We start from the raw sequence: 6,339 nt of genomic DNA on the forward strand, positions 1-6,339 counted from the left end.
TCTGGCCCTGGGTGCCCACGAGCTTCCCGTCGAACAGGCGGTCCGGCTTGGAGTTACCGCCGAAGAGCCGCCCCAGCTCGGCCGCGTGCGAGGCCTCGAACACGTCCCGGCCCATCTTCACGAAACGGGGGACGTCGGCCAGTCCGTTCTTGGCCAGATCCACCACCTTCTCCAAGGGATTCAGGGACTTGCGCTCAGTGGCGGAGGGGGCGACGGAGGGGCTCGCCGGGCTGAACGCGCTGACATTGCGCTTGATGGACGTCATGGTTGCCCCATTATCCGACATGGTCGATAAAAGTTGCCTCCCAATGTTTTACGCGAACTCAACCCCTCATTACACGGACGAGCGCGTCCACATCCTCCTCGGGGTCGACAACGAAGCAGCGCATGCGCTCGCCACTCCCCATCACCACGCAGACGCGATCCTTGGGGCACACCTTCAGGCAGCCACTGCTGACGACGCGCAGGTCCCGGCCCAGCTCCTCCTTCAGCGTGCTCCGCAGCTCCTCCGCCCCCGCGCGCTTCATGCACTTGCGGCAGACGAACACCAGCCCTTCCCACCGCGTCCGGACTTCCTTCGGCTGTGCCACGGCGCCTGGTCTCCTCACCCCGCTCCCGAGCCGCTGTAACGGCCCACGCCAGAGCGAACAAGCCGGACTCGCTTCATCCGCCGATCAGCAGGCAGCCGAGCGTCAGCCGTTGAGCGCGGGGGAGCACGGATCAGGCGAGCCGAAGCGGAAGCCTCTGCTTTGACAGGGAATGTAGGGAGGTGGAATCCTCCCGACCCGTCCGCCGCACCTCCCCCGGGTGGGGGCCCCTGGAGTCCGAACCATGTCCGCGACCGCTACCGTACTGAACGCCACTCCGCGCCTGGGTGCGCAGCTGCGAGAAGAGGGCTGCGCCTACCTGCCCGCCGTCTTCGAGCCCTCCGTCCTCCGGGCGCTGGAGCGGGAGTGCGACGAGATGGCGGCGCGGCACTACCGGGTGGAGAACATCGACCGGCACGCGGTGTACCTCAGTGACAGCACGCCCACGCGCACCAGCCACGCGATGATGATCAGCGCGGGCCCCAGCCCCCTGCCCACGGTGTCGCTCGAGGGGCTGGAGTCGGTGCGTCGCTTCTTGAGCTTCCACGACGAGGTGCTGGGCCAGTTGCTGGGGGCGGAAGTGCCGGCCTGGAGCCGCTCCATGCTCAACTGGCAGACGTACCTGAGTGGCAGCAAGCCCGTCACCGAGCACTTCGATGGTGAGTACCTGGACTACCGCAAGGACGAGGACGGTGGCTTCACCCTGCACGAGGGGCTGCTGCCGCGCCTGGTGCTCATCCTGACGCTCTCCAACGAGAACGACGGCGAGACCCAGGGCACGGTGCTGCGGGACCTGCGGACGGGCCGGGAGCTGTCCCCGCCCTCGCGGCCCGGGGACGTGCTGGTGTTCGACAACGTGCGCATGCGCCATAGCGTGCCCACCCTGGAGAAGCCGAGGCGGATGGCCGGCCTGCGAAGCTTCGACTTCCGGGCGGTGCACTTCGCTCGCACCGAGGCCAGCCGCCGCCCCGGAGCGACCTACCGCCAGATGCCCGAGGGCCTCGTCTCCGAGGACGTGGACGCCGTGGCGGTGCACCAGGAGTTCCTGCGCGAGCGCTGGGCCGGAGTGCGCGAGGCGCAGCGGGCCGAGGGCGCCCTCTTCTAGGTCTCCCACCGTCCGAACCGAGGAATCCCCATGCAGACGATTGAACGGCGGGAACTGCTGAACCCGGGTGCGCGGATTGGTGGCGAGTGGATCACCGGGGAGACACGCTTCACGGTGCGGGATCCCAGCACCGGCTCGGCCATCGCCGAGGTCGCTGACCTGGGGGCCGATGCGGCTCGCAACGCGGTGGCCGCGGCGTCCCGGGCGCTCCCTGGCTGGCGGCGCACCCCCGCCACCGAGCGCGCCCGGCTCGTCGAGGCCTGGGCCCGGGCCCTCCTCGCGGCGGGCGAGGACCTGGCCCGCATCCTCACCTCGGAGCAGGGCAAGCCACTGCGCGAGGCCCGGAACGAGATCGGCCAGTGCGCCGCCTCGCTGAAGTGGTTCGCGGAGGAGGCCCGGCGGGCCCACGGCCACACCCTGCCGATCAACAGCGGCGAGGTGCGCAACCTGACGGTCAAGCAGCCGGTGGGCGTGGTCGTGGCCATCACCCCGTGGAACTTCCCGGCCGCGGCCGTGGTGGTGAAATGCGGAGCCGCCCTCGCGGCCGGTTGCACCGTGGTGCTGAAGCCCTCGGACCTGACCCCGCTCATCGCCCTGGCCATGACCCGGCTGGCCGTCGAGGCGGGCCTCCCGGCCGGCGTGCTGAACGTCGTCACCTGCTCCCAGCCGGGGGCCGTCGGCGAGGTGCTGACCACGGATCCTCGCGTCCACATGATCTCGTTCACCGGCTCCACCCAGGTGGGCAAGGCCATCATGGGCAAGGCCGCGGGCACGGTGAAGAAGGTCGCGCTGGAGCTGGGCGGCAACGCGCCGTTCATCGTGTTCGAGGACGCCGACATCGCCCGAGCCGCCGACGACGCCGTGCGCGCGCGCTTCTACAACAGCGGGCAGATCTGCATTGGCGCCAACCGCTTCTTCATCCAGGACTCCATCTACGAGCGGTTCGTCGGCGAGGTGGCCGCCCGGGTGGCCCGGTTGCGCGCGGGCACGGGCCTCGAGCCGGAGAGCGACGTGGGGCCGCTCATCAACGAGCAGGCGGTGGCCAAGGTGACGTCCCTGGTGGACGAGGCCCTCTCCCTGGGAGCCCAGGCGGTGGTGGGAGGCCGGCGCGCCGCTCGGGGTGGCCTCTTCTACGAGCCGACGGTGCTGCGGAACGTGACCCCGGCGATGGCCATCTACCGGACGGAGATCTTCGGCCCGGTGGTGCCGCTGTATCGCTTCGCCACCGAGGACGAGGTCATCGCGCGGGCCAACGAGACCGATGCGGGCCTCGCGGCCTATGTCTACACGAGCCAGCTGGGCCGGCTGTGGCGGATGGCCGAGGAGCTGGAGTCCGGCATGGTGGGAGCCAACACGGCCGCCATCTGCGCGGTGGAGCTGCCCTTCGGCGGCATCAAGCACTCGGGCCTCGGCCGCGAGGGCGGCCTGGGCTGTCTGGATGAGTTCCAGGAAGTGAAGAGCATCAGCTTTGGCTTGTGAGATCCGGAATGAGCGCACCCCGTACCTGTCGTGACACCTGGCGCCTGATGAGCGAGCTGACCCAAGGCGGTCAGATCGTCCGGAACTTCCATCAGGACATCCTGATGGACGAGTGGCTGATCGAGACCGAGCTGTTCTCCCGGGAGGCGCTGGAGGCGTATACGGCGTGGAACCTGGGACAGGAGCTGAAGCCGGAGCAGCGCCGGTGGTTCTCCGAGCAGCGCGGCGGCGCACAAGGGGACTACCGGGAGGGCATGCGCGACAAGGTCGCCAACGTGGTCGACTGCCTCACCCGCTACCCCGCCTCGAAGCGGGCCGTCATCACCATCCCCAACAACTCCCTGCCCCGTCACGACTTCGACGGGGATGCCAAGTGCATGCGCGAGCTGCACTTCCATCGGAATGGGGAGCGGGTGGATGCCACCGTGCTCTTCCGGTCCCAGGCCGCGCTCATCTTCCCCAAGAACATTCACTTCATCGGTGGCCTCATGGAGGAAGTGGGCAAGCGGTTGCCGGGGCAGCCCCGGCCGGGTCGCTTGTTCTATCTGGCCTCGGTGCTGGTCGCCGACAGACAGTAGAGGGTGGTGATTTCCCGAGAGCGCGCCGCGTGCAGGGGATCGGAGCGGTCCTTCGCCTTCGAGTGGCGCGCCGGGGTCGACTGTTTCCACTTCACGGCGAGCCCGGTGCGCGCGAGCTCCTGGTCGAGCCAATCGGCGGAGCGCAACCCGAGCAGCACCGCCAGGTCGGAGAGCAACAACAGCCCCTGGCCTCCCGGGGTGAGGTGCTCGGCCAGTCCTTCGAGAAAGCCGCGAAGGAACCGGTTGTCCTCGTCGAACACCGCCCGGTCGACCCGGTTCTTCGGCGGCTCGGGCAGCCACGGCGGATTGCTCACGACGAGGTCCGCCTTGCCGGGTGGGAAGAGGTCTCCCTGGAGGACCTTGAAGCGCTTGGAGAGGCCGAGTCGCTCGGCGTTCTCCCGGGCGCAGGCCACGGCCCGCTCATCACAGTCGGTCGCCGTCGCCGAGTTCGCTCCCCGCTGAAGGAGCAGGAACGAGAGCACTCCGGTGCCCGTGCCCACGTCGAACACCGTCTTGCCACGCACCTCCGTCACCGAGAGGAGGAGCTCGATGTAGTCGGTGCGCGTGGGCAGGTAGACGCCGTAGTGCGGGTGGAGCTTGCCCTCGAGCCCGGGCACCGAGAGTCCCTTGCGCCGCCACTCCGCGGCCCCGAGCATGCCGAGCAGGGTCTTCAGGGAGACCACGGTGCTGTCGGCGTCGGGCTCGCCCCACACCCACCGGCAGGCCTCGGCCACGTCGGGAGCACGCTTCAACTCGAGGCGATAGGAACGATCGAGCGACACCACGATGCGCGAGAGGGTCTCATGCTCGAGCTGACGCGCGCGGCGCTCGGCCCTGAAGGCCTCGAGGGGTGAGCGCGCCGCTGGGGGCGAGGAGAGGCGGCGACCCATGGCGGCGAGGAGCTGCTTCGCGTTGTGGAAGTCGCCCGTGTAGAGCAGGTGCTCGCCCCGCCGGACACGCCGCAAGGCGGCATCCGCGGTAAGGCGGTCATCGACAGGAGAGAGTCGCGACGGGGCCGGCTCGTCACTTTCCGAACGCCAACTGAATGAGCTCACGGAGCGCACCTTACATCGAGCCGTGAGCCCCCCGTGTCCTCGTCCCGCCTATTGCCGCTGGAGTGCGAAGTCGAAGCGGATGACCACCCGCCCACCTCACCGGGGTGAGCCCCGGGAGTGGAAGGAACTCCTGCTTCACTCCCGGGTGACCGGGTGGCGCACGCTCAGCGGGAGAGGACGTCCCGCTCCAGCTCCAGCGCGAGCCGCGCGCTGAGCACGAAGGCGCGATCCACGCGGACCGGACCGTACAGCTCCTTGCCGATCCAGTACTTGTCGGCCTCCCGCGACGAGTCCGCGAGCGACTCCAGGCACCGGGCGGCATCGCGCAGCGCACGCCGGACCTGCGCGCCGCTGGAGCCAGGAGCCGCGCGCAGGCCATACAGCGCGTGGACGGCGAAGGCCGTCTCCGACGAGGTGGAGGTAGTGCCCACGCCCCAGCCACCATCCTCCCGCTGAAGGGCGATCAGCGCCTCCGCGGAGGCCCGGAGCTCCGTCGCCGCGCCAGCCTGCCCGAGGGCGTTCATCACCTGCGAGGTGGCGTACAGCCAGGAGCAGTGCCACTTGTCCCCCACCCACACCCCGTTGTCGCCCCGCTTCTCCAGCAGGAAGCGCAGGGACTGCGTGGTGTCCTTGCCGAGCACCGCGAGCGCCAGCACGCCATGGGCCGTCGTCGTCAGGGAGGGCTGCAGCTCATGCGAGTAGGTGATGAACAACCCCTCGCGCTGGTAGCGATCCAGCAGGCCGCCATCCACCTGCCGTCCCGCGCTGGCCAGCAGGGCCACGACCGTCGACGTGGTGTCCCCGTCGACCATGAAGTCGTCGCTCATCCCGAGGCCCTCGGGCTTCAGGCCCCGGTGCAGATCCTCCAGCTGGGGACGGATGACGTCCTGGAGCGCCGGGTGCGTCAGCAACCCCGAGGTCATCAGCGCGAGCAGGCCCCAGGGCTGCTCGAAGCGGGGAATGGGCCACACCGTCGGGACGACGCCCTGCACGCCCACCCCGGTCGCCGCCGAGGCCGAGCGCAGGAACTGCTCCGCCCCCCGGCTCCACTCCGAGCCCACCGGGAAGGTGAGCCGGTGCTTGTGAATCCAGAACGCCGTCGCCGCGGGGCTGTTGCCGAGCCCCTTCGAGCCATCGAGCAGCTCCGGCTCCGCCTGGGCGCCCCACGTCTCCCAGGCGTGGACGGGCGGCGTGCCCGCCCGGGCCTTGATGCGGGCGATCAACCCTCGCCGCTTGTCGCCCATCGCGCGCAGGGCCCGGAAGGGCTGCTGCGGCAGCGAGAGCCCCAGCGCGGCGGCATCGTCCAGAAGCCGCGGCAGGACGAGCTCCACGGCGACCGGAATGTCATCCGGCAGTGCGCCCTCGAACGCCCAGACACCCGCGGTCTCACGGATGAAGGTGAGGCCGCGCTCCACCGCGTCGCGGACATGCGGGGAGTCGCTGGAAGCCACCAGCGCCAGCACGGCCGCGAGGGTCGGGACATGCCTGGCCAGGGGCAGCACGGGAGGGCCCCAGCCCCCATCCGCATGCTGCTG

6 protein-coding genes and 1 pseudogene are annotated in these 6,339 nt (G+C 69.9%); 3 read left to right on the plus strand and 4 right to left on the minus strand.

The genetic code is table 11. From position 1 onward, the window contains the following. Positions 1-265, minus strand: a pseudogene (locus VF794_RS03500) (hypothetical protein); the annotation flags it as partial. Between the two features lie 58 nt (positions 266-323). Then, positions 324-590, minus strand: coding sequence for a hypothetical protein (locus tag VF794_RS03505; protein ID WP_331107690.1), 267 nt, complete (start codon positions 588-590; stop codon positions 324-326). 241 nt (positions 591-831) lie between these two features. On the opposite strand from VF794_RS03505, the gene VF794_RS03510 reads away from it, so the two are divergent. From VF794_RS03510 to VF794_RS03520, 3 genes are read left to right on the plus strand one after another with little or no spacing between them, the layout of a single operon-like run. Then, entirely contained in the window at positions 832-1,692 is an 861-nt protein-coding gene (locus tag VF794_RS03510) for a hypothetical protein (RefSeq protein ID WP_331107692.1), read from the plus strand. Positions 1,693-1,722: 30 nt separating this feature from the next. Then, entirely contained in the window at positions 1,723-3,171 is a 1,449-nt protein-coding gene (locus VF794_RS03515) for an NAD-dependent succinate-semialdehyde dehydrogenase (RefSeq protein WP_331107694.1), read from the plus strand. An 8-nt stretch (positions 3,172-3,179) separates the two neighbouring features. Further along, positions 3,180-3,749, plus strand: a complete 570-nt coding sequence (locus VF794_RS03520; protein ID WP_331107695.1) for a hypothetical protein — start codon at positions 3,180-3,182, stop codon at positions 3,747-3,749. Here VF794_RS03520 and VF794_RS03525 read toward each other — a convergent pair. Beyond that, complete coding sequence (locus tag VF794_RS03525; protein ID WP_331107697.1) at positions 3,713-4,714, minus strand: class I SAM-dependent methyltransferase; 1,002 nt, start codon at positions 4,712-4,714, stop codon at positions 3,713-3,715. The two genes, VF794_RS03520 and VF794_RS03525, sit on opposite strands and share 37 nt — an antisense overlap. A gap of 254 nt (positions 4,715-4,968) precedes the next feature. Then, the coding region (locus VF794_RS03530) for a hypothetical protein (RefSeq protein ID WP_331107699.1) at positions 4,969-6,339 on the minus strand (1,371 nt) is incomplete at its 5' end.

Origin of the sequence: Archangium sp. (assembly GCF_036389735.1) — a bacterium.
Lineage (GTDB): Bacteria > Myxococcota > Myxococcia > Myxococcales > Myxococcaceae > Archangium.